This window comes from Marinospirillum celere (assembly GCF_900112235.1).
In the GTDB taxonomy this organism is placed as follows: domain Bacteria; phylum Pseudomonadota; class Gammaproteobacteria; order Pseudomonadales; family Halomonadaceae; genus Marinospirillum; species Marinospirillum celere.
Genome location: NZ_FOLH01000002.1, coordinates 94,719 through 119,893, shown reverse-complemented (window position 1 = coordinate 119,893; position 25,175 = coordinate 94,719). Strand labels below are relative to the sequence as shown.

Below are 25,175 nucleotides of genomic sequence, written 5' to 3'. Positions count from 1 at the left end.
AAAGTTTGAAAATTTCCGCAACCGCCAACCCCTTAACTGGTGATCAGAATAAAAAGATCAGCCTGGTGGCCAGGTCAGGCTTCGTCCAGCAAGCAAGTGCATGTGAATATGCCAAACCGTTTGACCGCCATCTTCATTGCAGTTCATGACAATTCGGTAACCCTGCTCAGCAAAACCCATTTCTTTGGCCAGCTTGGCAGCGGTAACCTGTAAGCGCCCCACCAGAGCAGCATCCTCTTCAGTCAAATCATTCAAGGTCGTAATATGACGCTTGGGGATAATCAGAATATGGGTCGGTGCCTTGGGGTCGATATCATGAAAAGCCAGCACCTGCTCATCTTCGTAAACAATTTTAGCTGGAATTTCACGCTCAACAATCTTACAAAATAGACAGTCTTGCATGGTTATTTTCCTTATTTTTCAAGATACTGAATTTTGTCTGGCTTGCCGTCCCAGTCTGCTGCATCAGGCAAGGGGTCTTTTTGTTCACTAATATTAGGCCAGACTTCAGAAAGCTCAGCATTGAGCTGGATGAACTTTTCTTGCCCTGCCGGTAATTCATCTTCAGAAAAAATAGCCTCGGCAGGACATTCAGGTTCACAAAGGGCGCAGTCAATACACTCATCCGGGTGAATGACCAAAAAATTAGGGCCTTCATAGAAGCAATCGACCGGGCAAACTTCTACACAGTCGGTATATTTACAGCGAATACAGTTTTCAGTTACGACAAAGGTCACTTTCTTCTCCCATCTATTCTCGGCTTGGCGCTAAACCCGAAGTCAAGCAACCATTCTCGGGCTGAGTACTGGATGCAACTTGCCCGGCTGTACACGACAGGAAGTCGTGTTCAGAGCTTACAGGGATGTATTCACGCGTCCGGGCAAGTTCGTATCCAGTTACACAGCTTTTCTCAAGCGTTTAACCCGCCATTCTAGACTGCTATTTGCATTTTTTCAGCTTTTGGCTTTGATCTGCAGTTGATAAAGCAGCTCCAGCGCTTGGCGGGGGGTCAGATCATCCGGTACCAGCTGGCTAAGTTCTTCAACCACTGGATGCGGCTGGCCAGCAAACATGTCCGGCTGCCAGGGTTGGGGCTCTTCTTTTAAAGGTTGGGCCTGTTGATAAGCCGCACTTGCCTGGCGGTCTTGCACTTCCTGTTTTTCTAACTGGGTCAGACGTTCTCTGGCACGTTGAATCACCGGTTCAGGCACGCCTGCCAAGCGAGCCACCTGCAAACCATAACTCTGGCTGGCAGGGCCGGGCTCCACCTTGTGCATGAAGATCAGTTGCTCAGCATATTCACTGGCTGAAAGGTGAACGTTAACCACGGTTTCCAGTTCATCGGCCAGGGTGGTGAGTTCAAAGTAGTGGGTTGCAAAGAGTGTCCAGGCGCCCAAGTCAGCAAGCTGTTCAGCACAAGCCCAGGCCAGGGACAGGCCATCAAAGGTAGAGGTTCCCCGACCCACTTCATCCATCAAAACCAGGCTTTGGCGGGTGGCATTGTGCAGAATATTGGCGGTTTCGGTCATTTCCACCATAAAGGTTGAGCGCCCTGAAGCCAAATCATCTGAAGCCCCTATGCGCGTAAAGATGCGATCTACCGGGCCAAGCCGAGCTTCTCGGGCAGGGACAGCAGAGCCGATATAAGCCAGCAGGGTGATCAAAGCAATTTGACGCATATAGGTGGATTTACCGCCCATATTGGGGCCAGTTATAACCAGCATGCGCGAACCAGGATCAAATTCCAGATCATTGGCAACAAAAGGATCGGTCACCACCTGTTCCACAACGGGATGTCGCCCTTCTTTAATACTCAACCCTTCTTCTTCAGTCAGTTGAGGAAGACACCAGTTGAGGCTGGTGGCACGTTCAGCCAAGTTTTGTAGAACATCCAGTTGCGCCAGAGCGGCAGCCGTCATCTGCAGGCTGCCCAGCTGCTCATTCAAAACATCCAAGAGTTCTTCATAGAGCTGTTTTTCACGAGCAAGGGCCCGGCTCTGGCTGGACAGGGCCTTGTCTTCAAAGACTTTCAATTCAGGGGTGATAAAACGCTCGGCATTTTTTAGCGTCTGACGGCGCTGATATTCAACCGGAGCTTGATCTGACTGGGCACGACTGATCTCAATATAGTAGCCATGCACCCGGTTATAACCCACTTTGAGAGTGGAAAGGCCTGTGCGTTCTTTCTCGCGGTTTTCCAGATCCAGTAAAAAGCCGCCGGCATTTTCACGCAGTGCCCTCAGCTCATCCAGTTCTTCATCGTAGCCAGTGGCAATCACTCCGCCATCACGGATAATCACTGGTGGATTTTCAATCAGTGCCTTGTTCAATTGCTCGGCCAACTCGGGCAGGGGTTCTAACTGAGCGTTTAGCTCAACTAGCAAAGGGGCTTGCAAATCAGCCAACTGGCTTTTTAAGTCCGGCAGCGCCAGCAAAGCATCGCGAAGGCGAGATAAATCTCGGGGGCGAGCTGAACGCAGAGCTACCCGAGACAAAATTCGTTCCAGGTCGCCTATTGCTTTCAGGGGTTCACCTAACTCCAGGTCACAGGCCAAATTCATTAATTCCTGAATAGCTTCCTGGCGTTCTTTTAAACGGGCCTGATCGCGTAAAGGCCGATGCAGCCAGCGCCTTAACAGCCGTGAACCCATAGGTGTTGCTGTTGCATCCAGAACCTGAAAAAGCGTGTGCTCACTGCCACCCGACAGATTGGTATCCAGCTCCAGATTACGACGACTGGCCGCATCCATTAAAAGAGTGTCTTCTTCGTCTTCAAGAACCAAGGAGCGCAGATGAGGCAGGGCTGACTTTTGGGTTTCCTTGGCATATTCCAATAAGGCGCCAGCCGCGGCTAATGCGGGGTGCAGGTGTTCACAACCAAAGCCACGCAGATCCTGAACCGCAAACTGCTCAACCAATTTGCGTCGGGCTGTTTCTTCATCAAACTGCCAGGGCGACAGGCGGCGTAACCCTGAAAACTCTGACCAACCCTTGGGCAGGCTCGCCATTTCATCGACCAGTAATTCTGATGGCGACAAACGGGCCAGGGTGGTTTCCAGCTGACTGGCATCACGGGTTTCACTCACCACAAAGCGGCCACTGGCCAAATCCAGGCTGGCAAAACCATACTCAGTGTCTTGCTGATAAAAGGCAACCAGCAGATTGTCACGGCGCTCATCCAGCAGGGCTTCATCGGTTAGCGTACCTGGAGTCACGATACGAACCACCTGGCGCTCCACCGGACCCTTGCTGGTTGCAGGATCACCCAACTGCTCACAGATAGCGACTGACAAGCCTGCCCGCACCAAACGGGCCAAATAACCCTCAGCAGCATGGTAAGGAATGCCAGCCATAGGAATTGGCTGACCACCGGACTGGCCGCGCTGGGTTAGGGTAATATCCAGTAAACGGGCAGCCTGCTTGGCATCGTCAAAAAATAATTCGTAAAAATCACCCATTCGATAAAAAACTAGAGTCGTCGGATACTCCCGCTTTATCTTTAAGTATTGGCGCATCATGGGCGTGTGGTTGCTATATTCTTCTTCTGACATCAAGGCCTTACCGTAAATTTATCCATTCGAATCAAAATCTTAAGAGCTTCACAGAAACTCACGACCCGACAACAAGCGCCTAAGGGTAACTTGCACGGGGAAGGGCATCAAAACCTTTTTCCGACAAAGGGCCAACTTGCATGCCAAAGCCCTGTTTGCTAAAAAAGATATCAAGGATCACCCCACCTCCGCAGGATGCGCGTCACCACTCGACCCACTCCCCAAGGCAGTAGCTTAAAAGCCAAGCCAGCTTTTTTGTTGGCAAAGAATAACGAAAACGTCTTGTGAATAAGAATATTTGGTAAAAAATGAAGCTCACTAGAATCGACTACTCACGATTGAACGCTAGGCAGCAGGAAGCTTTCAATTTTCAGAAACATGAGTTTCATAACCGGCAGGTGCGGCTCTATCGCAAGATGCGTGAAGACTGGATACTTAACTAACGGGTGCTTAATTAAAGAGGCACAAAAACCTTAATCCCACAGTCGCCATGCCAGTTCAAAACCTGTCCAGAAGAGGGCGTATTCAAGGCCGTCATGATCGCTGTAATCGTAACCTAGCAGCCAGCCACCTCTTTCACTACCAAGACGCAGGAAAACGCCAGCATAGGGGTCAGTGCCTGAATGGCTTTCCCAGCGGGTTCCACTAATGGCAAGTGGACGGATTTCATATTCCCAATCAATAACACCGCCACGAATGCCTAGCTGTAGCCATTGCGTCAAGGGTTGTCGATAACTCAAAAGATAGCGTTTAGCAGAGCCACGAACGCCATAAAAAGCATCATTAATGGTTGGCAGCAGATCCTGCTCCAAATAGCTGGCTTCCAGTGTCCAGCGCTCACCAAGACTAAGGCCCACGCCCGCCATTAAACTGAAATTGGCATCACTGACCCCGTCTTGCCCTTGGGCACCTGGCGCGTTTTCATTCCCGTCAAAGTCGCTGTAGCCAGCACCAGTAACCAGGTAGATATCCAAGGCTACTGCTTTGGCTAAACCAGAGGACAGGGTTAAAGAAACAACCAAAAAGAAGAGTAAGGCTCTCATGGCTTGGCCTGCTCGCTAAGATCAATAAAATTGTTTTTAGGCTGGGCAGCTTGGCTGTTAACCCTTAAGCTGAGCCTTAAAACTTCACTTGAGTTTAGCGGGAAAAACACATGTCACGCCTAAAAATTCTTCAAGAGTTGGCTGAACTGCTTGGTAAACATCAATGGATGCTCGCAACGGCCGAATCCTGTACGGGTGGCGGGGTTGCCAAAGCAATTACAGAACTTCCCGGCAGCTCTGCCTGGTTCAACTGCGGGCTGGTCACCTATTCCAATAGCGCCAAAACAGCGCTGCTGGGGGTCCAGCCGACCAGCCTTCAAGCTTTTGGTGCAGTCAGTGAAACAGTAGTCAAAGAAATGGTAGCTGGTGCTTGTATTCATGGGCAGGCTCACTTTGCCCTGGCAACCAGTGGTGTTGCCGGGCCAGAGGGTGGAACGGCTGACAAACCTGTCGGTACTGTTTGGCTGGCCTGGGGTTCGGCACAAGAACAACAAACCCTGGTCTGTCATTTTCCCGGTGATCGGCGCAGTATCCGTGAAGCTAGCATTGACAGGGTGCTGGAAGAATTACTCTACTATCTGCAGCAGCAGTAAAGTCAAACTAAGGGCTTCCATTCGACAGTTTTATCATTTTATACTGGCAACCCATACAGTATTTTTATAGAATTCCTAACCAAGCCCAACTCTCATAATTTGCAAGGATCTTCACTCATGGCAATTGATGAAAACCGCCAGAAAGCGTTAACCGCTGCTTTAGGTCAGATTGAAAAGCAATTCGGCAAGGGTGCCGTCATGCGCATGGGTGACCAACCCCGCGTGACCATGCCTTCAGTCTCCACGGGTTCCCTAGGCCTGGATATCGCCCTGGGTATTGGCGGCCTGCCTTATGGCCGGGTCGTGGAAATCTATGGTCCGGAATCTTCGGGTAAAACCACGCTGACGCTTTCCGTTATTGCTCAGGCCCAGAAGCAAGGTAAAACCTGTGCCTTTATTGATGCCGAGCATGCTCTGGACCCGGTTTACGCTGAAAAGCTGGGCGTTAATATTGATGATCTACTGGTTTCCCAGCCTGATAATGGTGAGCAGGCCCTGGAAATCACTGATTCTCTGGTGCGCTCAGGCGCAGTTGATGTTCTCATTGTTGACTCAGTCGCGGCTTTGACTCCCAAGGCTGAAATTGAAGGTGAAATGGGTGATTCCCACGTTGGCCTTCAAGCACGTCTTATGTCCCAGGCGCTGCGCAAAATTACCGGTAATATCAAAAATGCCAACTGCCTGGTGATCTTTATCAACCAGATCCGCATGAAAATTGGCGTTATGTTTGGTAGCCCTGAAACCACCACTGGTGGTAACGCACTGAAGTTCTACGCCTCCGTTCGCCTGGATATTCGCCGTATTGGTGCCGTTAAACAGGGCGATGAAGTCACCGGTAATGAAACTCGCGTCAAGGTCGTCAAAAACAAGGTTTCACCGCCCTTCAAACAGGCTGAATTCCAGATCCTTTACGGCAAGGGTATCTACCACGCGGGTGAAGTTATTGATCTGGGTGTGCAGTGCAAGCTGGTGGAAAAAGCCGGCGCCTGGTACAGCTATCAGGGCACTAAAATTGGCCAGGGTAAAGCCAATGCAGCACAATACCTGGAAGACAATCCAGCAATCATGGAAGAAATTGAAGCAGGCATTCGTGATCAACTGCTGGTTAAGCTGGAAGACAAAAAAGCTGCCGAGCCTGAAAAAGAGCCTGCAGTTTCTGATGAGCTGCCACCACTGGAAGATTAATTTTTCCAGCCATGCCAAGTGACCCGTCAAGCGAAACCAGCCACAGTGAACTGCAAGCGTGGCAAAAGGGGCTCAGGGAAAGAGCCTTTCGCTTACTCGCCATGCGTGAACACAGCCGTCATGAGCTAGCCGAGAAACTATTTAAGCCCCGCAATTCGCCATCCAAGCACCAACTGCTACCACCACCGGAAGACCTGAGCTCTCAGGCCATTACTACCGAAATTCAAACCCTCTTGGATAAGCTGGAAGCTAATGACCTGTTAAGTGATGCACGCTTTGCTGAAACCCTCACCCGCCAGTATCTTCGCAAGGGCAAGGGCCTGCTCGCGCTCAAGCAGGCTTATCAACAACATCAGCTCGACCGAGCGATTACCCAACCACTGCTTGAAGGCCTGAGTCACCGCTGGCAAGAGCAAGCTTACAGAGTTAGGGAAAAGCGTTTTGGTAATCAGCCTCCAGCAGATCAAAAAGAAGCCGCCAAAATGCAACGCTTCCTGGCTTCACGCGGCTTTACACCCGAACAGATCCGAAAAGCTGTATTCCTTGAATAGCCTAGCACTTAGGACGATTATCATTTTTTTTTGAACCCCGTATAATAGTGCGCTACTAATACGCCAACCGCACCTACTAATAGAGAGGCAAGATGAAAAGCGCCGAAATTCGTGAGGCTTTCCTGAAGTTCTTTCAATCCAAAGGCCATACCGCTGTGCCCTCCAGTTCTTTGGTCCCCCAGGATGACCCTACCCTGCTGTTTACCAATGCCGGGATGAACCAGTTCAAAGATTGTTTCTTGGGCCTGGAGCAGCGTGGCTACACTCGCGCCACCTCCACTCAAAAGTGTGTGCGTGCTGGCGGCAAACACAATGACCTGGAAAATGTTGGCTATACCGCACGCCACCATACCTTTTTTGAAATGCTGGGTAACTTCAGCTTTGGTGACTATTTCAAAAAAGATGCAATTCATTACGCCTGGGAATTTTTGACCGGCGTACTCAAGCTGCCTGCTGAAAAACTCTGGATCACGGTTTACGCTTCCGATGACGAAGCCTATGACATCTGGAACCAGCAAATTGGCGTGCCTGCCGAGCGGATTATCCGCATTGGTGACAACAAGGGCGCGCCCTATGCTTCAGATAACTTCTGGGCGATGGGCGATACCGGCCCCTGCGGTCCTTGTACAGAAATTTTCTACGACCACGGTGAAACGGTCTGGGGTGGCCCTCCAGGCAGTCCTGAAGAAGATGGCGATCGCTATATTGAAATCTGGAATGTCGTCTTCATGCAGTACAATCGCAGTGCTGACGGCGAAATGAACCCGCTGCCCGCGCCTTCTGTCGATACCGGCATGGGCCTGGAAAGGGTTTCTGCCGTGCTTCAAGGCGTGCATGCCAACTATGAAATTGATCTTTTCCAAAACCTGCTGCAGGCCTGCGCCCAAGCCATCGGTTGTGAAAACAACGATGAACCCTCTTTACGGGTGGTTGCTGATCATATTCGTTCCTGCAGCTTTTTGATTGCCGACGGTGTGCTGCCTTCCAATGAAGGCCGGGGCTATGTGCTGCGCCGGATTATCCGCCGGGCCTGCCGCCATGGTCACAAGCTGGGCGCTGAAGGCAGCTTCTTCTACAAAATAGTTCCTGCCCTGGTTGCAGAAATGGGCGCAGCCTTCCCAGAACTGAAAAAACACCAGGCCCACATCGAAAAAAACCTGCGTCTGGAAGAAGAGCAATTTGCCAAGACGCTTGATAAAGGCATGAAAATTCTGGAGCAGGACCTCGCAAGCATCCAGGGCGATGTTATTCCCGGTGAAATCGCCTTCAAACTTTATGACACCTACGGCTTCCCACTGGACCTAACCGCTGATATCGCCCGTGAGCGTTCACTTACGGTGGATGAAGAAGGTTTTGAAAAAGAAATGCAAAACCAGCGCGAAAGAGCGCGCAGAGCCAGTCAGTTTGGTGTTGATTACAATGCCACCATCAAAGTTGACCGGGCCACTGAGTTCACTGGTTACGAGGCTGCTGAAGGTCAAGGCAGCATTCTGGCTCTCTATAAGGAAGGCCAGCCGGTTGATTCCCTGAATGAAGGGGAAGAAGGCCTGGTGATTTTGGATCGCACCCCCTTCTATGCCGAATCCGGTGGTCAGGTAGGCGATTGCGGCCAACTTCTGGCCAGTGGCAGCCGCTTTGATGTGCGTGATACAACTAAAGCAGGCGAAGCTCATGTTCATCATGGCCTGATTGCTGAAGGCTGCCTTAAAAAAGGGCAAACTCTGACCGCCAAGGTCGACAACAGCATTCGTCACAAAACCCGCCTTAATCACTCAGCAACCCACCTGTTGCATGCCGCCCTGCGCAAAGTCTTGGGAGAAGGTGTTCAGCAAAAGGGTTCTTTGGTGGATTCCCAGCGTCTGCGTTTTGACTTCAGTCATCCTGAAGCAGTTAAACCAGAAGAACTGGCCGAAATTCAGCAGCTGGTCAACGCTCAAATCCGGGCCAATGTGGCCACCCAAGTTGAGCTGATGGATCTGGACACCGCCAAGGCGCGCGGTGCCATGGCACTCTTTGGTGAAAAATATTCTGATGAAGTCCGGGTTCTAACCATGGGTACCCGCGAAGCTGACCAACCCTTTTCCATTGAGCTTTGCGGCGGTCTGCATGTTGAGCGCACGGGTGATATTGCCCTCATGCATATCACCAGTGAAGCGGGCATTGCTTCTGGTATTCGCCGTATTGAAGCGATTACCGGAGAAGCGGCTCTCAATTATTTGCTCAACCGTGAGCAGCAACTGGAGCAGGCTGCTGCCCAGCTAAAAGCCAAACCTGAACAGCTACTGGAACGCCTGGAAAGTAATCAGGAGCGCACCCGTCAACTTGAAAAAGAAGTTCAGCAATTGAAGAAAAAGCTGGCATCCGGTGCAGGTGGAACTGACCTCACTGCTGATGCCAAAGAAGTGGGTGGCATCAAGCTCCTAGCCACCCAGGTCGAAGGCGCAGACATGAAAACCCTGCGCGAGTTGATGGATCAACTCAAACAAAAGCTGGCACCTGCAGTCGTTGTGCTGGCAGCCATTGAGGGCGACAAGGTCAGCCTGGTGGCCGGAACTTCCGGTGAAGCCAAGGATCGCCTGCACGCAGGCAAGCTGGTCAATCATGTTGCTCAACAAGTCGGCGGCAAGGGTGGTGGACGCCCCGACATGGCACAGGCAGGGGGGACAGATACAGCTGCCCTGCCCAGCGCCCTTGCATCGGTACACGCCTGGGTCGCTGAACAACTGGGTCAGGATTAATTCACCAATAACCCGATATAACCCAAAAGGATCTCTATGGCACTTTATGTACAGAAATTCGGAGGCACCTCAGTCGGTACACCCGAACGCATCAAGAAGGTCGCCGAACGCGTTGGTCGCTTCCGCAAGGAAGGCCATGATGTGGTCGTCGTTGTTTCCGCAATGAGCGGCGAAACCAATCGCCTGATTGATTTGGCAAAACAAATCCACGAAGAACCCTCACCCCGTGAGATGGATATGCTGGTTTCTACCGGTGAGCAAGTCACGATTGCCCTACTGGCAATGGCACTGGAACAACAAGGGGTTCCTGCCACTTCTTATACAGGAGCTCAGGTAGGTATTGTCACTGACCAGGCGCATACCAAGGCTCGTATTAAAGAAATTGACACTGATGCTATCCGCCAAGACCTGAATGAAGGGCGTGTCGTTGTCGTTGCTGGCTTCCAGGGTGTTGATGAAGAAGGCAATATCACGACCTTGGGTCGCGGTGGCTCAGACACGACCGGGGTTGCTTTAGCGGCTTCCCTGAAAGCTGATGAATGCCAGATTTACACTGATGTGGACGGGGTTTATACCACTGATCCACGCATTTGTAGCCAGGCCAAGCGTCTGGAAAGCATTACTGTGGAGGAAATGCTGGAATTGGCCAGCATGGGCTCCAAGGTTCTTCAAATCCGCGCTGTTGAATTTGCTGGTAAATATAAGGTGCCTTTGCGCGTCCTTTCCAGCTTTGAAGACAATGAAGGCCCTGGCACACTAATTATTGCAGACGATGAGGAGACTCCCTCGATGGAAGAACCACTGATTTCCGGCATTGCCCACCATACCAACGAAGCCAAGCTGACTGTTTTGGGCGCACCTGATATTCCTGGTGTGGCAGCTAAAATCCTGAGCCCCATCGGTGACAACAACATCGAAGTGGACATGATTGTTCAAAACGTCTCCCCCGATGGTAAATCAACTGACTTTTCCTTCACCGTAGCCCGTGGTGACTATAAAAAAGCTCAGGAAATCCTGGAAAAAGTTGTTCAGGAAATGGGGTCCGGCAAGGTGGTTGGTGATACTGCCATTGCCAAAGTTTCCCTGGTCGGTGTCGGCATGCGCTCTCACGCCGGTGTTGCCAGCTTGATGTTCAAAACCCTGGCTGAGAACAGCATTAACATTCGCATGGTCTCTACCTCTGAAATCAAAATTTCAGTCGTGCTGGACGAAAAGTTCACCGAACTGGCTGTGCGTTCACTGCACACCGCTTTTGGACTGGACAAAGAAAGCCAAGACTCCTAGGCTAAATTAAAGATACATATCCGCTAAATAGCAAAAAATGATTTAACATTTATATGCCTTTAGCGGATAATGTATCAGTTAATGCTGAAAGCGCATGACAGTCTCTGGAGAGATTGATTCAGTATTAGCACCCATTAAAGAGGTGTGTACAGACTAGCTGGCTCACCTCTGCCTGTTGAGACTAAACTTCTCTGGACTGCTTGATAAGGAGATTCCACCATGCTCATTCTAACCCGCCGTGTTGGTGAAACCCTCATGATTGGTGATGATGTCACCGTGACTGTTTTGGGTGTCAAAGGTAATCAGGTTCGTATCGGTGTTAACGCCCCCAAAGAGGTGGCTGTGCACCGTGAAGAAATCTACCAACGTATCCAGCGTGAAAAGGAAGAAGAGGATAATCCAGGCAACAACTAAGCCTGTAACTCCCTTCGCTTCTGAGCCACGGTTGCAAAAGATGAGCAAGCTTTTGTGCCGTGGTTTTTTTATGCCTACCACCCAACTCCTTGGAAGCTAAAGTTTTTCCTTTCAGGGGTAGACAAACCTAAAGCACGTGGTATCATGTGCGCCGTGTTGGAGAGGTGGCCGAGTGGCTGAAGGCGCTCCCCTGCTAAGGGAGTATAGGGCAATCCCCTATCGAGGGTTCGAATCCCTCTCTCTCCGCCACTTTAGTTTTCTTGTTACGCGCTCGTAGCTCAGCTGGATAGAGTACCTGGCTACGAACCAGGCGGTCGGAGGTTCGAATCCTCCCGAGCGCGCCAATAAGAAGACGACCCTACTGCTTAGCAGATTAATGCGCGCTCGTAGCTCAGCTGGATAGAGTACCTGGCTACGAACCAGGCGGTCGGAGGTTCGAATCCTCCCGAGCGCGCCATTTCTTAAAGTCCCCTTAATTCCTTATTTAAAACGCCTTCCGTCCAGAAGCTCTTGTACCCGTGGCTGCATGATTAATTCCATAGCCAAAGGCAACTTGGGCCCCGGAATCACCAATGTCCGGGGACGTGACATAAAGCTATCCTGAATCATCGACAGCAAATAGGGAAAATCCACCTTCTGATTTTCCCTGAAGTTAATGACCACCAAGCTTTCATCGGCCGTAGGCACACTTTGGGGTTCAAAAGGGTTGGCGGTATCGACTACGGGAACTCGCTGAAAGTTAATGTGCGTGCGTGAGAACTGCGGCAGGATCAAACGCATGTAATCTTCCATGCGCGCTTGAATGGTATTGATCACCGCTTCCTGAGAGTAACCTCTAAGCTTGGTATCCCGATCGATCTTCTGAATCCATTCCAGGTTAATCGAGGGGGCTACGCCGATCAAAAGATCAACGTACTGGGCAATATTGATATCCTCAGTCACCAAACCACCATGCAGGCCCTCATAGAGCAGGAGATCCGTGCTTTCCGGTAAAGACTCCCAGGGCGTAAAAGTACCTACCTGATGCCCCTGTTCGACCAGCTCTTTGTCTTCTGCGTGAATATAGTGCCGATAAGTGCCTGTACCCTGCTGTGAATACTCCTGAAAAAGAGCTTCCAGGCGATCCAGCAAATTCGCCTCAACCGCAAAATGCGACAGAGTTTCTTCACGTTCTGGCTGGCTACTCAAAAGAGCATCCAGCTCCATTCGTGTATAGCGATGAAAGCTGTCACCATGCACAAAGGCGGCAATAAGGCCTTGATTGCCAAACATCCGGGCAAAAGCATCCTTAATGGTCGTGGTGCCAGCTCCTGAAGAACCGGTCAGAGCAATGATCGGATACTCACGGGACATGATCAGATCCTTCCAGACAAACGCAGAAAATTTTCAGGAACAGGAACAGCCTGGTGACTGACATAATCGAAAAAAACCATTCCGGTTTTAGCCATAGCAACCAGTTCACCATCACTACGAGTGACTCTATGCAAAACTTCAACGCCTTTTCGGCCTAGTTCACCCAAGGCTAAATCAATGGTCAGTTGATCTGGGTAGAAAGCCTCTTTACGATAATTCACGATCATATCAGCAACCACCCAACCCACAGTGCCACCATCAATACTTAGCTCAGTAATTTCAGCAGAGGCCAGCCAGCTACAACGTGCTTCGTGCAGAAAACTAACCAGGGTGTCATGCCCAAGGTGCTGACCATAGTTGATATCACTGATTCGCAGGGCCTGCCGGTGACTGAACACCGGGTCTGCTGGAAATTCTAACTGAACTCTTGCCACAAAAAGTCTCCTCCGACAAAAAAGCCCAGTTAGACTGGGCTCTAAGTATTAACAATTCATTATAAACGAGCGTTTAATCAAGTCAGCTTAACTCCTGCCCTGTTCACGAGCAATAGCACGATACCCTATATCTTTGCGATAAAAGACATCTTGCCAGTGGATTTTCTCAGCCAGCTGGTAGGCGCGCTCTTGCGCTTCTGAAACACTATTACCCAAAGCTGTAGCGCAAAGCACGCGCCCGCCACTGGTCACCACCTGCTGATCCTGCATGACTGTACCCGCATGGAATACTTTGGCATCTGCAGCTTCTTGCTCAGGCAGGCCACCAATCACCTGACCCTTGGCATAGCTGCCTGGGTAGCCACCCGCAGCCAGTACAACACCCAAAGAGGCCCTAGGGTCCCAGTCTGCCTTGACCTGATCCAAACGTCCTTCAAGCGCCGCCTGACAAAGCTCAACCAGATCTGAATTCAGGCGCATCATAATGGGTTGGGTTTCTGGATCACCAAAACGACAGTTGTACTCGATGACCTTGGGCGCTCCGGAAGCATCAATCATCAGGCCAGCATACAAGAAGCCGGTGTAGTCATTGCCTTCAGCGGCCATGCCTTTCACTGTCGGATAGATGACTTCATCCAAAATACGCTGGTGTATCTCAGGAGTGACGACCGGAGCCGGCGAATAGGCACCCATGCCACCGGTATTCAAACCGGTATCACCGTCACCGACCCGCTTGTGATCCTGACTGGTGGCCATGGAAAGTACGTTTTTACCATCCACCATGACAATAAAGCTGGCTTCTTCACCTTCTAAAAATTCTTCAATAACCACACGGGCACCGGCATCACCAAAGGCATTACCTGAAAGCATATCTTTAACAGCTGCTTCAGCTTCTTCCAGAGTCATGGCAACGATAACGCCCTTGCCAGCAGCCAAACCATCTGCTTTAACAACAATAGGAGCACCCTTTTCACGCAGATAGTCAAGCGCAGGCTCTACCTGGGTAAACACACCATAGTAGGCGGTTGGAATCTGGTGGCGAGCCAGAAAATCCTTGGTAAAAGCTTTTGAACCTTCTAGCTGGGCAGCGCCCTTGGAAGGACCAAAAATAGCCAGACCCTGTTCTTGGAAGTAGTCAACGATTCCCTCTACCAGAGGCACTTCAGGGCCTACCAGTGTCAAAGCCACCTGCTCTTTCTTGGCCAGTTCGGCAAGCGCCTGAAAATCCAGCACGTCCAGCGCAACATTGGTCATCTTGGGTTCAAGCGCTGTTCCCGCATTACCCGGAACAACCAGAACCTGAGAAACCTGTGGAGACTGGGCTGCTTTCCAGGCCAGGGCATGCTCCCGACCACCGCCGCCGACTACCAATACTTTCATGCGTGCATTTCCTCTTAGAAACGGATTGAGACTTACCAGAAAGGCCTATTATGGCAGATTTTCCCGTTTCAGGCTTGCAGCCAAAATTCCTAAACTGAAATTCAATGAAACGCTGTTTACCCAAAAACCAGTGGCATTTATCAGCATTTAACAGGTTTTTCTGCTGTCTTTGAGCCCTTATATACATTTTCCAACTTTTTTCAATATTGTCATTTGACGCTTATTGTGCAGTGCACTATATTCAAGTCACTTGTTGCAGTGCAGCAAAGAAAACTTTCCCAACGAAGAGGTACCTACTATGTTCGATAAAATGATGTCTGATATGCAAGCCATGATGAAACCCTACCAGGAAAACTTTAGCGGCAAGCAACTGAAGCCTGTCACTAACCTGATGAAAATTCAGGCTAAAGCTTTTGAAAAACTGGGCACTGAGCAAACGCGTTTCTACAGCGAATGTGTAGAAGCCATCAGCAAGCAAGTTGAAGGTCTGGGCAGCAAAGATCCTGCTGGCCTGCAAGAAGCTCAATTCAACTTTGCTCAGGATATGCAAGATCGCGTTGGTCGTCTGTTCAAAACCAACATGGATATTCTTAGTGAAGCCCGTGATGGCGCAACCACTGAGCTGGAAAGCCTGAAGACTCAGGTTCAGGAAAAAGCCACTAAAGCGGCCTAAGCTTTAAACCCGGTTTTTGCAGCTTGTTAAACAGCAAACTCCCTCTGCCTGTAAGACAAGCTGTTTTTTTGCCCAGCTCCGGCTGGGCTTTTTTATGCTTAGGAGGCTTCTGATTAATATTACGAGCGCAGGTAAGACAAGGCGAAATTGAACGAAAAGCGGAGTTTACACGAAGTAAATGAGCATTTTGAGGCCAATTTCGACGCAGTATTAGCAAGCGCAGTAATTAATCAGAGCTTCCTTCGCGGTTGCGGGGTGCTTCATAATCCTCAGAAGAATCAGCCTCGTCTTCTGAAGTTCGCTGGGAGGCTGCGGGGTTGGATAGATTTTTCCAAAGCAACAGGTTCTGCTCAGCAACCTTACGCATCAACTCCATCGGGCTGGCTGTCGGCATAGGTGAGCCTTTCATCACCTGCTGCATCTGCTGACGCAGAAGTTTCTGCTGCTCCATAAAGGTACTGATACTCTGCTCCAGGTAGCTGCTCATGGAGGTTTGCATGCTATCTCCATAAAAGCGAATGAGCTGCTGCAGCACCTTGTTACTAAACATGGGGGTCCCTTCCTGACTACCGCCCCGGTTTTCCTGTTCTGTTATAATTTGCAGGAGGATATTGCGGGTCAAATCTTCTCCAGACCTGGAATCCTCAACACGAAAGTCTTCACGATCCACGATCAACTGTCGAATATCTTCCAGAGTCACATAACGGCTCTCAGAGGTATCATAAAGACGTCGGTTGGCATATTTCCGGATTACTCGCAAAGGGCACCTCACTCAGGAACGCAAAACCATTTTATTGGTCGGTAAAAAGACATTCTATCACCCAATTTATTTTATTCACCTTATCCCTGCAGGCTTCTTGTTATCTTGCCTGGTTTCGCTAGACTAGTAGGAAAGTCTAAGGAGAACATTATGCTACTTAAAATCCGTAAAAGCAGTGCAATTTACTTTATTACCAACGACACCCCAAAAGGTCGCCTAATCAACCTCAGTAGTCACCTTTACTTGAACTTACATCAGATTACTGAACTTTCCCACTACACCCTGAAAACCTCGCTCGACAAGCAGAGCCTGGATGGCAAAAAATTAACCCTGACGCCTGAAACCAAAGTGCTCCACGTTACCCTAGCACCTACTTTTGCATCCTGGGAGGAAACCAAAGACAAGAAGAGCCGCAGGATTCATGAAAGACGCTTTTACACCCTGCATTTCTTGCCTGAAGCACTACAGGAATACCTGGCCATCCGCCAGGCGTTGAATGGCCAGATCCTTAATGATGACTAATGCCTTAGGCTAATTAAAAGGGCAGACAAGCTGTGCTGCCGGTCTTTCCATGCAGACAGAGTAGTAGTTTTGATTGCGGCGGGTCGAGAAGCTACGTCCTTGCTCACTGCTCTGGGACCTTAGTTGGCCTTCACTGGCCAAGGTTTGCCATTGCCCAGGCTGCAGGCTGATCCGACTTTCCACTTCGCTACCTGCTAAAACAGGTGGCGTGCCGGAGCGGGTCCTGGAATCTTTGGCTAGGTTGCGGCCACTGAACTCCAACACCACCTGCTCTCCTCTTAGCCGGGCAATCACCCAAACGCCACCGGCCATCCACTGGTAAGACTCCTGACTTCCCCAGGCCCTCACATCAGTCACTGGAATCCAAAAACCTCTTTCCAATCGGGCTGGCACCCCTTCAGTCAAATGCAAACTGATCAGGTCACTGCGAGCGGTTGAGTATTGACGACTTCCCGACCGCTGCCGCTCCTGCAAATCCTGCCGGCCCTGAGCAAACAGTAGCCTGAACTCTTCCTGGGGTTGATCCAAAGCTGCCAGAATTTGCTCTAGCTGCTCTAATTGGTCGGCAGGTCCTGTAATCAATAAACGCTGCCCCTGCTCGGAAACAGCGACCTGATCGCTTATATGCGGCCTTAGACCGGTAAGAACCTCAGCGGCTGAACGCTGCTCCAGATCATAGACCAGTAGTGAGCGTGAAGACTCTAAGGAAGCTTGCTCAGAAGCAACCACAGGCATTGCAAACAGTAACACCAGCATTAAAAGTAGACGCATTTTCAAATCATCCTGTCAGTAACCGTCTTAAACCACTAAGCGTGCTAAATTAATCAACGTTATTTCACCGGCAGTTACACCTTTACCAAGGCAGAGGTCTAGAAGTTTACCGTACAAAGGCTCTAGAATAGCCAGTAGGCTGCGCAAGTTGCCTTTTTTAATTTCAACCTGTTGAAGGGAAATAAGGAAGATGATGTCTCAGCCCAATCTACTCGATAAAAATAATGCAAGTCCAGTCACTCGCTTTGTTCGCAAACGCTACCCCTTAATCAATCTCAAGCTGCCGATCAGCTTCTTGCTCGACTCAGGAGCTTTTGACCTCGAAACTTCGGAAATCTCTCATGAAGAAGTCAGAGTTAGTTGCCCCGCAGCTGAGATTCCCAAGTTGGTTCCAAGAACAGCCCACCATCGGCCTGATGAGAAAATTCTGCACTCAGTACAGATCCAACTGAATAATAAACAGGTTTTGACCTTAAAGCTGCAAGTCAGCTTTTGCCGACGTTCTTCCCAAAAAGCCTTCAAGGTTGGCTTGAGATTCCACTCGATCAATGAAGAAGATCAGCGCAGCCTTCAGGTTAGACTTGAGCAAGCACTAGCTGGCAGTGCCCGGCCTGCCAGCATCATTAATTAAACCAGAGAAGGCTAAACCAGCTTGAACTTACTGCTTGTTGACCCGCTGGAACTGAATGACAATCAGCAAATCCGGCTCACTGGTCGGCGCCACCAACACCTTAGGGATATCCATAAGCTGCAACCTGGTGATCAACTGAAAGCAGGCGTACTGAATGGCCTGGCAGGGACTGCTACCCTGCTTGAGCTGGAGCAGGACTCCAGCTTATTAGCTTTGGATGTGCATTCACAACCACCCGCGCCCCTCCCCGTTACCCTGATTCTTGCCTTACCCAGGCCCAGAATGCTGGCACGCAGCCTGGAGCATCTTGCTACCTTGGGAGTTAAAAACATCCATCTTCTGCAAACAGCCAAAGTGGAGAAAAGTTATTGGCAGTCCCCTGAGTTACGGCCTGAAAAAGTTCACCAGCACCTGTTACTTGGGCTCGAACAAGCTAGGGATACGCTATTACCCACTGTAGAGCTTCATCAGCGCTTCCGTCCTTTTGTTGAAGATCTACTGCCCGAAATTAGTCGGGACACCTATAAGCTGGTTGCCCATCCGGGCGATTATCCAGCCTGTCCGCGTGGACTAGAAGAACCCACCACCTTAGCGATAGGCCCAGAAGGCGGGTTTGTGGATTTTGAAATAGAAAAGCTTGTCGAGCAGGGGTTTCAACCTGTTCAAATAGGTGAAAGAATCTTGCGCGTAGAAACAGCTGTCACCGCTCTTCTGGCAAAACTCTTCTAATTACTACATAGCCCGGGCAATCCAGGATGCAAAAAGACTGAAAACAGCAATGAAGCTCAACTGAAAACGCAGCTTGGCGTACCAACTGGGCCAGCCGCAGCCCTTCTCAGCAATCCAAGCCAAGAGCAAGCCCAGCATTAACACGATCAACCCATACTCAGCAGGCATCAGCAAAGCCATCCAGGCAACCAAAGCAGGAAAGCAGCTCCAAAGCAGGCGACCTGCAGAGCCAGTCTGAATACCATACCCCCAGTGAATACCCGTCAAGAATGAAAGGATCACCGCAGCATAGGCCATCTGCGCACTAATTGAATATTGGGGATAGGGTTCAGGCAGAAAGAAAGTAACTGCGGCCAGACCAACAAAGGGAATCAAGCCTGCGTAGCCAAGAAGATAGCCTGTTGATCGCAGCTTAACTCGTGATTCCCCCTGAAAGGCCGAAGAGTTCAAAGGCATGCTTAACTTCTCCTTGTGGACAGATAAGATCAGAATGCCTAGAGAATAACCGCTAAATAGCCGGGGGTACAGCCCCGGCTAAGGTCTCAAATCCTGCGTTTCTTACGCTTCAATTTAACCTTGGGTTTGATATCCAGGTTTTTGCGGTAAATATCCAATTCTTCAGCTGTTTCCATACCACTGATCAATCGGTGAGTTTCTGGATCATAGCTGGATTTAAGCTCATCCTTAACGCTGCCCTCCCACAAGGGGACACCAACAAAATAACCAGCACGGCCTATCGCATGGGCAGCTATGGGTGCGGTAATCAAAATAAACAAAATGACCGCCACGGCCTTGGTAACAACGACACTTTCAGCAAAAAACAGAGCCGCCGATGTCATAACCAGGATGGCCCCCAAAGCACCTGCCTTGGTACTGGCGTGCATACGTGTTGGCAAGTCAGGCAACCGCAGGATGCCCAAAGCCGCCAGGAGCATAAAGAAGGCACTGGACAGAAGCAGGAACATAATCAACCATTCAATCATGACGTGGACCTCCGCGTTCCAAGAAGCGAGCAAAGCCAATAGCTGCAAGAAAAGCCGTCAGGGCCATGACTATAGCCACATCGATAAAGCTAGATGTTTCTGTATGTATGGCGTGTACCCCTATCATACCGACCATAATAGAGGCAATCAGCTCCAAAGCAACGACACGATCAGGAAGGGTAGGCCCCTTGACCAGACGAACAAAAACAATGACAAGTGCCAGACTCATCAAGATAAAAGTCAGATAAACCACAAAACTCATCTTAAAACCTCCAGGGCTCGCCTTTCCATTTCTTTGAGATCTGCCCGCAGAGATTCTTCATCATCAAGGAACATGGCATGAATGAAAAGAACGCGCCTATCATCCGAAACATCCAGACTTAAGGTGCCTGGCGTCAAGGAAATAAGATTGGCAACAAAAGTAATTTCCATGTCTGTTTTTGCTTCCAAAGGCAGGGCAATCACGCCAGGCTTCATATACCAGACGGGGGTCATTACATCATAAGCCACCTTGATATTGGCTTTGATCAGCTCTGCGAAAAAGAAAAACACAAAGCGAATCAGGTTGGGAAAGCGCCGTGAATAGCCATTCAAAAGCGTAATATGTCGTTGCAAAATGCATAGGCTGACATACCCAAAAATGAAGCCGACCAGAAAGTTATAACCTGTGAAGTGACCTGTCAGAACCACCCAGATCAGAGCCAGCATCAGGTTCCACATAAAGGCAATCATTGTCCACCTCCCAACACCGCCTCGATATAACCATCAGGATTCAATAGCTGAGCTGCTGAGGCTTCAGCCAACTCATAGATGGGTTGTCCATACAAACCAATAAGAAGTGTACAAACTGCCAACAAGACAATGGGTACGTACATGTAAATCAAACCGGTATCGGCTTGCTTGCCTGTTAAGCGATCCGTGTTGGTCCCTTCAGGTACGGCTTTCCAGAAGGCTTCGGCCCAGATTTTAATCATGGAATAGAGCGTTAGCAGACCAACCAACAAGGCCACAAAGGTAATCAGCCAGGCTTCGGCTTCAATGCCCGCCCGGATAATAATGAATTTGGCAAAGAAGCCGGACAAAGGCGGCAGACCAGCCAGTGACAGCGCCGGTATCAGGAACAGGATTGCCAGGAAAGGCCGCTCCTTGTAGAGCCCACCTAGCTTCTTCAGATCGTAAGTACCCAACAAGCGATGGGCGACGCCACTGACCAAAAAGAGGTTGGTTTTCACAATAATATGGTGCGTGATGTAGAAAACCCCACCGACAATTGCCAGAGGCGTATAGAGTGCCAAGCCCATCATCATATAGCCGATCTGACTGATGATGTGGAAGGAAAGGATACGCCTGAATTCAAATTGAGCAGCCGCCCCCAGAACACCTGTAAGCATTGTCAGACCAGCACCCCAGAGCAACAGGGTATGCGTGAAGTCAGGATCATGAGCAAACATCAGGGTGAAAACCCGGAACAGGGCATAGACGCCAACCTTGGTTAAGAGGCCAGCAAACAGAGCGGAGACAGCAACCGGTGGCGTGTGATAGGAAGCTGGCAGCCAAAAGAACAAGGGAAAGGCACCCGCCTTGATCCCAAAGGCAACCATGAACATCACGGCAATCACATCCAGCATGCCGGTATCTTCAACTTCACGCAATTTGACTGCGATATCCGCAAAGTTAAGCGTGCCGACCATGCCATACAAGAGACCAATCGCGGTCAGGAAAATTGCCGAAGACAGCAGGTTCAAGGTGACATACTTGATTGCACCTTCCATCTGTGAGCGCTCACTACCTAAAATCAGCAGCGCAAAAGAAGCCACCAGCATCACCTCAAACCAAACATAGAGGTTGAAGATGTCGCCGGTTAGGAAGGAGCCAGCAACACCGGCAAGCAGCAGATGCATCAGTGGGAAGTAGCCAAACTTCTCATAGCTCTTGGAAGTAGTCGCCAAGGAATAGATGGCAATGGCAAAGCCCATCATCCCGGTCAACAGCACCATGATGGCACTGAGCAAATCAGCAACCAGAGTAATCCCAAAGGGTGCTTGCCAGCCCCCCATGTGCATAACCACATGGCCTTCTTCAATAACAGAAATCAGCAGCCAGATGCTGGATGCCAAAAGGGCACCAGTACCCAAAACTCCGATCCAGCGCTGTATCCAACTGCTGCGCCAGGCAGCTAAAGATAGAGCCCCACTAGTCAGGGCAATGAAAATGGGTAATGCGACCTCAGGCCTCATGTATCTGTTTCCTTCATCTGATCCAGGTCATCGGCTTTGACAATTTCATAGGCACGGTGAATCAAAACCACGGCAAAGGCCAGAACACCAAAGGCTATAACGATAGCCGTCAGTATCAGTGCCTGGGGCAAGGGGTCCGCCACCGCACCCGCTGGTGCCATGGCGCCCTCGGGAATCAAGGGGGGCGCCCCACGTGTCATACCTGAAACGGTAAAAATCAATAGATTGGCTGCGTTTGATAACAGCATCAAACCAATTACCAATTTAACGATACTTCGTCTGAGCATCATGTAGATCGCTGCTGCATAGAGCAGGCCCACTACAATTGCCATCAAGGGTTCCATGCTCGACTCCTTAAATTTCTTCGGATTCAGCTAAAGCCATTACAAAGGTCACCACTGTACCTATAACGGCCAAGTAAACACCGATATCAAAAATCAAAGGTGTTGAAAGTTTCAATTCAGCACCTCCTGGCAATTCCAAAGGCCACCACTGGGCCGTCAGAAAAGGCTGTCCATGCAGCAGTGCAGGAAAGGCCGAAGCTACGCCAAACAAGAGTCCTATACCCACTAGGGTGCGTGGATCGATGCGCATCAGATCACGCGTGACTTCAGAGCCAAAGGCGAACAGGTAAAGTGAAAAAGCAGCAGCAGCCACCAGGCCGGCGATAAATCCACCACCTGGCTCATCATGCCCGCGTAGCAGCAAGAACATTGAAAAAATCAACTGTAGTGGCAGCAGGAAACGGGCAGCCGCATAGAGTATCAAGGTTCCCGGTTTCATCATGATGCAGAACCTCCATCTTGCTGTTTTGTCTGCGGCTTAATGGCTTTATCGGTTTCCAGTGGAGGCAGTACCAGGCTACCTGCCAGCTCATTGGAACCTGGATCTGTTTCAGGGTGAAGTTTCAACATTGCATAGACACCTATTGCTGCCAAAGCCAAGACGAAGATTTCACCCAGGGTATCCAAGGCCCTGAAGTCCACCAGAATCACATTAACGATATTGCGTCCATAAGCCAGCGGCTGACTTTGCTCAATCATGTAACTGGAAATGCTGGGGAAGATTTGCACATCAATGGCAACCATCATCAACAAGGTCATCAAGCCACCTGTCAGCAGGGCAACCACCACATCGCGTGCACGCTGGGCAGGCGTTGAAAGACTGACAAAACTGGGCAGTTTAAACAGCACCAACACCAAGAGGATCACCGTCAGGGTTTCAACCAAAACCTGAGTAATACCCAAATCAGGTGCACTGAAGAGGATGAAAATCAGTGCTACAGCAAACCCAAACACGCCCATGGAAGCAACTGCACCCAGGCGAGAACGGGTGGTGCAAACAACAGCTGTTGCGCCTACCAGAAGACCGACAACGATCAGCTCATGAATCTGGAAGCTGACATCCCAGTTCCAGTGCAGCTGGTAGCGGTAGAAGAGCGTATAGCCAACCAGACCGACCAGAGTGACCAGGATCACACTCAGGTAATTACGCATGGAGCCATTCTGCAGCAGGCGGGTTTGGCCTTCAGCTGACCAAACCAGAAAGTCCATCATCTTGAAGTAGCCTGCTTCCGGCCCACGGGCAATCAAAGGGTTCAAAACTTCCAAGCGCTTGCGGAAAGCATCCCAACGCCAGAAGATCAGAGCGCCTAGGGCCAAGCTGGCCAGAGACATCAGCAGGGGAGCATTAATGCCATGCCAGAGATACAGGTGTACGTCCAGCGGCCGCCCAGCCACTGAACTGGCCGCAGCTTCAACCAACAGGTTTCCGGCCATACCTGGTAAAATACCAAATGCCAGAGAGATGGCGGCCAAAACCACCGGCCCTGCCAGCATTGCCCATCCCGCTTCATGAGGCTTTTTGGGTGTTTCTTTCAAGGCTCCATAAAAGGGTTTGAAAGCAATAATTGCAGCGACTGCAATGACAAAAGCTGCAGAGGTCAGAGCCAGCACCAGGGTGTAGGTCAGTAATACGGAACCACCCAGTGCGGCTTCAAACATCAATTCCTTGGCTACAAAACCAAACAAAGGTGGCAAGCCTGCCAGAGACATACCGGCAACCAAAGCTGCCAGTGCCGTCACTGGCATGACCTTACGTAAGCCACCCATTTTGGTGACATCCTTGGTTCCCGTGGAGTGATCCAGAGCACCAGCCACCATAAACAAAGCGCCTTTATACAAAGAATGGCCGAGTAGGAAGGCTGCAAAGGCGATCATAGCTGTTTCCGTGCCTATCCCCAGCAGCATCGTCAGGGTACCCAAAGCCATCACGGTGGAGTAAGCCAGTAGCTTCTTAACACCGGTGCTTCTCACGGCCAGGAAGGCACCCACAAACATGGTGGTCGCACCGAACAAGGGTAAAAGAATTTGCCAGGTCTCGGTGCCACCAACAGAGGGGTGCAAACGGGCCAAGAGGTAAATACCCGCCTTAACCATGGTTGCCGAGTGCAGATAGGAGCTGACCGGAGTTGGTGCAGCCATTGCATTGGGCAACCAGAAATGGAAAGGAAACTGTGCTGATTTAGTAAAAGCACCACCCAAAAGGCAAAGCAGCATAGGCAGGTAGAGCGGGTTATTAGCAATGACCTCACCTTGAGTCAATATTTCCTGCAAGGAGTAGCTACCCGCTGCATTGGCAAGCATCACCATACCTGCCAGCAGGGCTAGGCCACCGCCAACAGTAACGATCAAACCCTGAAGAGCCGCTTTGCGGGCTTCGGGATCCTTATGGTTAAAACCAATCAACATGTAGGAGGTGATACTGGTCAACTCCCAGAACACAAACAAGGTGATCAGGCTGTCTGCCAGAACCAAGCCCAGCATGGATGCCATGAAGGACAGGAGTACGACATAAAAGCGTGCCAAGTCCTGATGACCCGCCAGGTAGCCACTGGCATAAAGGAATACAAAAGTACCTATGACGCTGATCAACAGGGCAAACAGCAACGAAAGCCCGTCGAGCATCATGGTCAAAGAAATATCCAGACCTGGAATCCAGGCCATTTCCTGAACGATTACCTCTCCGGCCATGATGTCGGGAATAAAACTGGCAAACCAGACTGCCAAGGCGGCGGGCAGAAGTGCCAACACCAACCCCAGACGCTGGCGGAAAAGGTTATTCAGAAACGGTGTTAGGGCTGCCAGAAGGAAGCCTGATAGCACTGCAAACTGCATAGTTTGAGGTTCCCTTATGAATGCAATGACTGACTCATGGGTCGAAATTTTAAGCAAGTCCTGCCTGCCCATTGGCTGAACAGACAAATCAGACTAATACACTCAGATTTGATCGACAAGCAAAACTGCAATGCCTACCTGGGTAGGAATCCTTGTTGATTAAATAA

28 protein-coding genes and 3 tRNA genes are annotated in these 25,175 nt (G+C 50.2%); 14 read left to right on the top strand and 17 right to left on the bottom strand.

Features of this window, described 5'->3' with window-relative positions; translation table 11 throughout:
• Positions 1-57: 57 nt before the first annotated feature.
• From BM185_RS05065 to mutS, 3 genes are all read right to left on the bottom strand, one after another.
• Positions 58-402 carry a histidine triad nucleotide-binding protein gene (locus BM185_RS05065; protein WP_091960276.1) on the bottom strand — a complete coding sequence of 115 codons (345 nt, stop codon included), beginning with the start codon at positions 400-402 and terminating at the stop codon, positions 58-60.
• 11 nt (positions 403-413) lie between these two features.
• Positions 414-737: a ferredoxin FdxA gene (gene fdxA, locus BM185_RS05060; RefSeq protein ID WP_091960273.1), complete on the bottom strand. Its 324-nt coding sequence runs from the start codon at positions 735-737 to the stop codon at positions 414-416.
• A 216-nt stretch (positions 738-953) separates the two neighbouring features.
• Positions 954-3,551, bottom strand: a complete 2,598-nt coding sequence (mutS, locus tag BM185_RS05055; RefSeq protein ID WP_091960271.1) for a DNA mismatch repair protein MutS — start codon at positions 3,549-3,551, stop codon at positions 954-956.
• A 308-nt stretch (positions 3,552-3,859) separates the two neighbouring features.
• On the opposite strand from mutS, the gene BM185_RS14930 reads away from it, so the two are divergent.
• The gene (locus BM185_RS14930) at positions 3,860-3,994 is read left to right on the top strand and encodes a hypothetical protein (protein ID WP_281247327.1); all 135 of its coding nucleotides are present in this window, start codon (positions 3,860-3,862) and stop codon (positions 3,992-3,994) included.
• A gap of 30 nt (positions 3,995-4,024) precedes the next feature.
• Here BM185_RS14930 and BM185_RS05050 read toward each other — a convergent pair whose 3' ends face one another.
• A complete protein-coding gene (locus BM185_RS05050) occupies positions 4,025-4,594 on the bottom strand; it encodes a hypothetical protein (protein WP_091960268.1) in 570 nt (189 codons plus the stop codon).
• A 110-nt stretch (positions 4,595-4,704) separates the two neighbouring features.
• On the opposite strand from BM185_RS05050, the gene BM185_RS05045 reads away from it, so the two are divergent.
• The 9 genes from BM185_RS05045 to BM185_RS05005 all read left to right on the top strand — a co-directional run bounded on the left by BM185_RS05045 (position 4,705) and on the right by BM185_RS05005 (position 11,816).
• On the top strand, positions 4,705-5,187 hold the full coding sequence (locus BM185_RS05045) for a CinA family protein (protein WP_091960265.1): 483 nt from the start codon (positions 4,705-4,707) through the stop codon (positions 5,185-5,187).
• Positions 5,188-5,304: 117 nt separating this feature from the next.
• A complete protein-coding gene (gene recA / locus BM185_RS05040) occupies positions 5,305-6,372 on the top strand; it encodes a recombinase RecA (RefSeq protein ID WP_091960262.1) in 1,068 nt (355 codons plus the stop codon).
• A gap of 11 nt (positions 6,373-6,383) precedes the next feature.
• Positions 6,384-6,923: a regulatory protein RecX gene (locus BM185_RS05035; RefSeq protein WP_091960259.1), complete on the top strand. Its 540-nt coding sequence runs from the start codon at positions 6,384-6,386 to the stop codon at positions 6,921-6,923.
• Between the two features lie 92 nt (positions 6,924-7,015).
• Complete coding sequence (gene alaS / locus BM185_RS05030; protein ID WP_091960256.1) at positions 7,016-9,661, top strand: alanine--tRNA ligase; 2,646 nt, start codon at positions 7,016-7,018, stop codon at positions 9,659-9,661.
• A 36-nt stretch (positions 9,662-9,697) separates the two neighbouring features.
• On the top strand, positions 9,698-10,945 hold the full coding sequence (locus BM185_RS05025) for an aspartate kinase (RefSeq protein WP_091960254.1): 1,248 nt from the start codon (positions 9,698-9,700) through the stop codon (positions 10,943-10,945).
• Between the two features lie 219 nt (positions 10,946-11,164).
• A complete protein-coding gene (gene csrA, locus BM185_RS05020) occupies positions 11,165-11,359 on the top strand; it encodes a carbon storage regulator CsrA (protein WP_091960251.1) in 195 nt (64 codons plus the stop codon).
• Positions 11,360-11,517: 158 nt separating this feature from the next.
• Positions 11,518-11,608, top strand: a tRNA-Ser gene (locus BM185_RS05015).
• Between the two features lie 18 nt (positions 11,609-11,626).
• Positions 11,627-11,703 (top strand) — tRNA-Arg (locus BM185_RS05010).
• 36 nt (positions 11,704-11,739) lie between these two features.
• Positions 11,740-11,816 (top strand) — tRNA-Arg (locus BM185_RS05005).
• 23 nt (positions 11,817-11,839) lie between these two features.
• Here the strand turns inward: BM185_RS05005 and BM185_RS05000 are convergent.
• The 3 genes from BM185_RS05000 to purD all read right to left on the bottom strand — a co-directional run bounded on the left by BM185_RS05000 (position 11,840) and on the right by purD (position 14,526).
• Positions 11,840-12,712, bottom strand: a complete 873-nt coding sequence (locus tag BM185_RS05000; RefSeq protein WP_091960247.1) for a phosphoribulokinase — start codon at positions 12,710-12,712, stop codon at positions 11,840-11,842.
• Between the two features lie 2 nt (positions 12,713-12,714).
• Positions 12,715-13,146 (bottom strand): acyl-CoA thioesterase, encoded by a 432-nt coding sequence (locus BM185_RS04995; RefSeq protein WP_091960244.1) that lies wholly within the window; start codon positions 13,144-13,146, stop codon positions 12,715-12,717.
• Positions 13,147-13,233: 87 nt separating this feature from the next.
• Positions 13,234-14,526 carry a phosphoribosylamine--glycine ligase gene (purD, locus tag BM185_RS04990; protein ID WP_091960241.1) on the bottom strand — a complete coding sequence of 431 codons (1,293 nt, stop codon included), beginning with the start codon at positions 14,524-14,526 and terminating at the stop codon, positions 13,234-13,236.
• Between the two features lie 298 nt (positions 14,527-14,824).
• Between purD and BM185_RS04985 the strand changes: the two genes are divergently transcribed.
• Complete coding sequence (locus BM185_RS04985; RefSeq protein ID WP_091960238.1) at positions 14,825-15,199, top strand: phasin family protein; 375 nt, start codon at positions 14,825-14,827, stop codon at positions 15,197-15,199.
• A gap of 226 nt (positions 15,200-15,425) precedes the next feature.
• On the opposite strand, the gene phaR is transcribed toward BM185_RS04985, so the two are convergent.
• The gene (gene phaR / locus BM185_RS04980) at positions 15,426-15,959 is read right to left on the bottom strand and encodes a polyhydroxyalkanoate synthesis repressor PhaR (protein ID WP_091960236.1); all 534 of its coding nucleotides are present in this window, start codon (positions 15,957-15,959) and stop codon (positions 15,426-15,428) included.
• A 150-nt stretch (positions 15,960-16,109) separates the two neighbouring features.
• Here phaR and BM185_RS04975 point away from each other — a divergent pair, with 150 nt between their 5' ends.
• The gene (locus BM185_RS04975) at positions 16,110-16,481 is read left to right on the top strand and encodes a hypothetical protein (protein ID WP_091960233.1); all 372 of its coding nucleotides are present in this window, start codon (positions 16,110-16,112) and stop codon (positions 16,479-16,481) included.
• Positions 16,482-16,490: 9 nt separating this feature from the next.
• Here the strand turns inward: BM185_RS04975 and BM185_RS04970 are convergent, their stop codons facing one another.
• Positions 16,491-17,252 (bottom strand): secretin N-terminal domain-containing protein, encoded by a 762-nt coding sequence (locus tag BM185_RS04970; RefSeq protein WP_091960231.1) that lies wholly within the window; start codon positions 17,250-17,252, stop codon positions 16,491-16,493.
• A gap of 190 nt (positions 17,253-17,442) precedes the next feature.
• Here BM185_RS04970 and BM185_RS04965 point away from each other — a divergent pair, with 190 nt between their 5' ends.
• On the top strand, positions 17,443-17,883 hold the full coding sequence (locus tag BM185_RS04965; protein WP_143089486.1) for a hypothetical protein: 441 nt from the start codon (positions 17,443-17,445) through the stop codon (positions 17,881-17,883).
• A 21-nt stretch (positions 17,884-17,904) separates the two neighbouring features.
• Positions 17,905-18,612 (top strand): 16S rRNA (uracil(1498)-N(3))-methyltransferase, encoded by a 708-nt coding sequence (locus BM185_RS04960; protein ID WP_091960225.1) that lies wholly within the window; start codon positions 17,905-17,907, stop codon positions 18,610-18,612.
• Positions 18,613-18,615: 3 nt separating this feature from the next.
• Here BM185_RS04960 and BM185_RS04955 read toward each other — a convergent pair whose 3' ends face one another.
• From BM185_RS04955 to BM185_RS04920, 8 genes are all read right to left on the bottom strand, one after another.
• The gene (locus BM185_RS04955) at positions 18,616-19,068 is read right to left on the bottom strand and encodes a DUF3429 domain-containing protein (protein WP_091960221.1); all 453 of its coding nucleotides are present in this window, start codon (positions 19,066-19,068) and stop codon (positions 18,616-18,618) included.
• 86 nt (positions 19,069-19,154) lie between these two features.
• Positions 19,155-19,595, bottom strand: a complete 441-nt coding sequence (mnhG, locus tag BM185_RS04950; RefSeq protein WP_091960217.1) for a monovalent cation/H(+) antiporter subunit G — start codon at positions 19,593-19,595, stop codon at positions 19,155-19,157.
• The gene (locus BM185_RS04945; RefSeq protein ID WP_091960213.1) at positions 19,588-19,857 is read right to left on the bottom strand and encodes an MrpF/PhaF family protein; all 270 of its coding nucleotides are present in this window, start codon (positions 19,855-19,857) and stop codon (positions 19,588-19,590) included. The genes mnhG and BM185_RS04945 overlap by 8 nt, the downstream gene beginning before the upstream one ends.
• Entirely contained in the window at positions 19,854-20,327 is a 474-nt protein-coding gene (locus BM185_RS04940; RefSeq protein WP_091960210.1) for a Na+/H+ antiporter subunit E, read from the bottom strand. The genes BM185_RS04945 and BM185_RS04940 overlap by 4 nt, the downstream gene beginning before the upstream one ends.
• The gene (locus BM185_RS04935) at positions 20,324-21,832 is read right to left on the bottom strand and encodes a Na+/H+ antiporter subunit D (protein ID WP_091960208.1); all 1,509 of its coding nucleotides are present in this window, start codon (positions 21,830-21,832) and stop codon (positions 20,324-20,326) included. Before BM185_RS04935 ends, BM185_RS04940 begins: the two co-directional genes overlap by 4 nt.
• Positions 21,829-22,176, bottom strand: coding sequence for a Na+/H+ antiporter subunit C (locus tag BM185_RS04930; RefSeq protein WP_091960205.1), 348 nt, complete (start codon positions 22,174-22,176; stop codon positions 21,829-21,831). Before BM185_RS04930 ends, BM185_RS04935 begins: the two co-directional genes overlap by 4 nt.
• A 10-nt stretch (positions 22,177-22,186) precedes the next feature.
• On the bottom strand, positions 22,187-22,618 hold the full coding sequence (locus BM185_RS04925) for a Na+/H+ antiporter subunit B (RefSeq protein WP_091960202.1): 432 nt from the start codon (positions 22,616-22,618) through the stop codon (positions 22,187-22,189).
• Positions 22,615-25,008 (bottom strand): putative monovalent cation/H+ antiporter subunit A, encoded by a 2,394-nt coding sequence (locus BM185_RS04920; protein WP_091960198.1) that lies wholly within the window; start codon positions 25,006-25,008, stop codon positions 22,615-22,617. The genes BM185_RS04925 and BM185_RS04920 overlap by 4 nt, the downstream gene beginning before the upstream one ends.
• Positions 25,009-25,175 lie beyond the last annotated feature (167 nt).